The sequence below is a fragment of the Clostridium homopropionicum DSM 5847 genome, assembly GCF_001263795.1.
Classification (GTDB): domain Bacteria; phylum Bacillota; class Clostridia; order Clostridiales; family Clostridiaceae; genus Clostridium_H; species Clostridium_H homopropionicum.
The window spans coordinates 1-782 of the sequence record NZ_LHUR01000041.1 but is presented as its reverse complement, the minus strand read 5'-3'; the positions used below and the strand labels follow the sequence as shown (position 1 = coordinate 782).

1 protein-coding gene is annotated in these 782 nt (G+C 33.5%); it reads right to left on the bottom strand.

All coding sequences use genetic code 11. The features are described 5' to 3' along the window. Positions 1 to 782: nucleotide sugar dehydrogenase (locus CLHOM_RS15050; protein WP_152909108.1), on the bottom strand; the 782-nt coding region annotated here is incomplete at both ends.

Genomic DNA, 782 nt, shown 5'->3' with positions numbered 1-782 from the left:
TTTTGTTCATTTAATAGCTTCATTGTATTATCTACAACAAACTCTGGCATGAAATCATTTATTTCACCAGCTGTTTCTATAAGCCTTGTATGATAGTCAAATTCTCTTGCTTTATAAGTTAAATAGAATGGATCTAGTGGTATACAATGTCCTCCTAGTCCTGGGCCCGGATAGAATGCCATAAATCCATATGGTTTAGTTTTAGCTGCATCTATTACTTCCCATATATCTATGCCCATTTTTTTACATAGTATTGCCATTTCATTTGCAAGACCAATGTTTATATGTCTAAAGGTGTTCTCTAGTATCTTTTCCATCTCAGCTACTGCTGGTGATGAAACCTTATGAATTTCTCCTTCTAAAACGCTGCTATATAATGCTGCCGCTACTTCAGTACATTCTTCTGTAATTCCCCCAACAACCTTTGGAGTGTTTTTAGTCTTAAATTCCTTATTGCCTGGGTCTACTCTTTCAGGTGAGAATGCCAAAAAGAAGTCAACTCCACATTTTAATCCTGATTCTTCTAATATTGGTTTTACTATTTCTTCTGTAGTTCCTGGATAAGTAGTACTTTCAAGTACTACAAGCATACCTCTATGAATATACTTTGCAATATCCTTTGTAGAATTTACTACATAAGATACATCTGGTTGTTTAAATTTATCAAGTGGTGTTGGAACTGCAATAGCTACTGCATCCACATCTTTAACAAAAGAGAAATTAGTAGTAGCTTTTATTTTACCTTCTTTAACTAAATTTTCTAAATCCTCATCTAAAATATC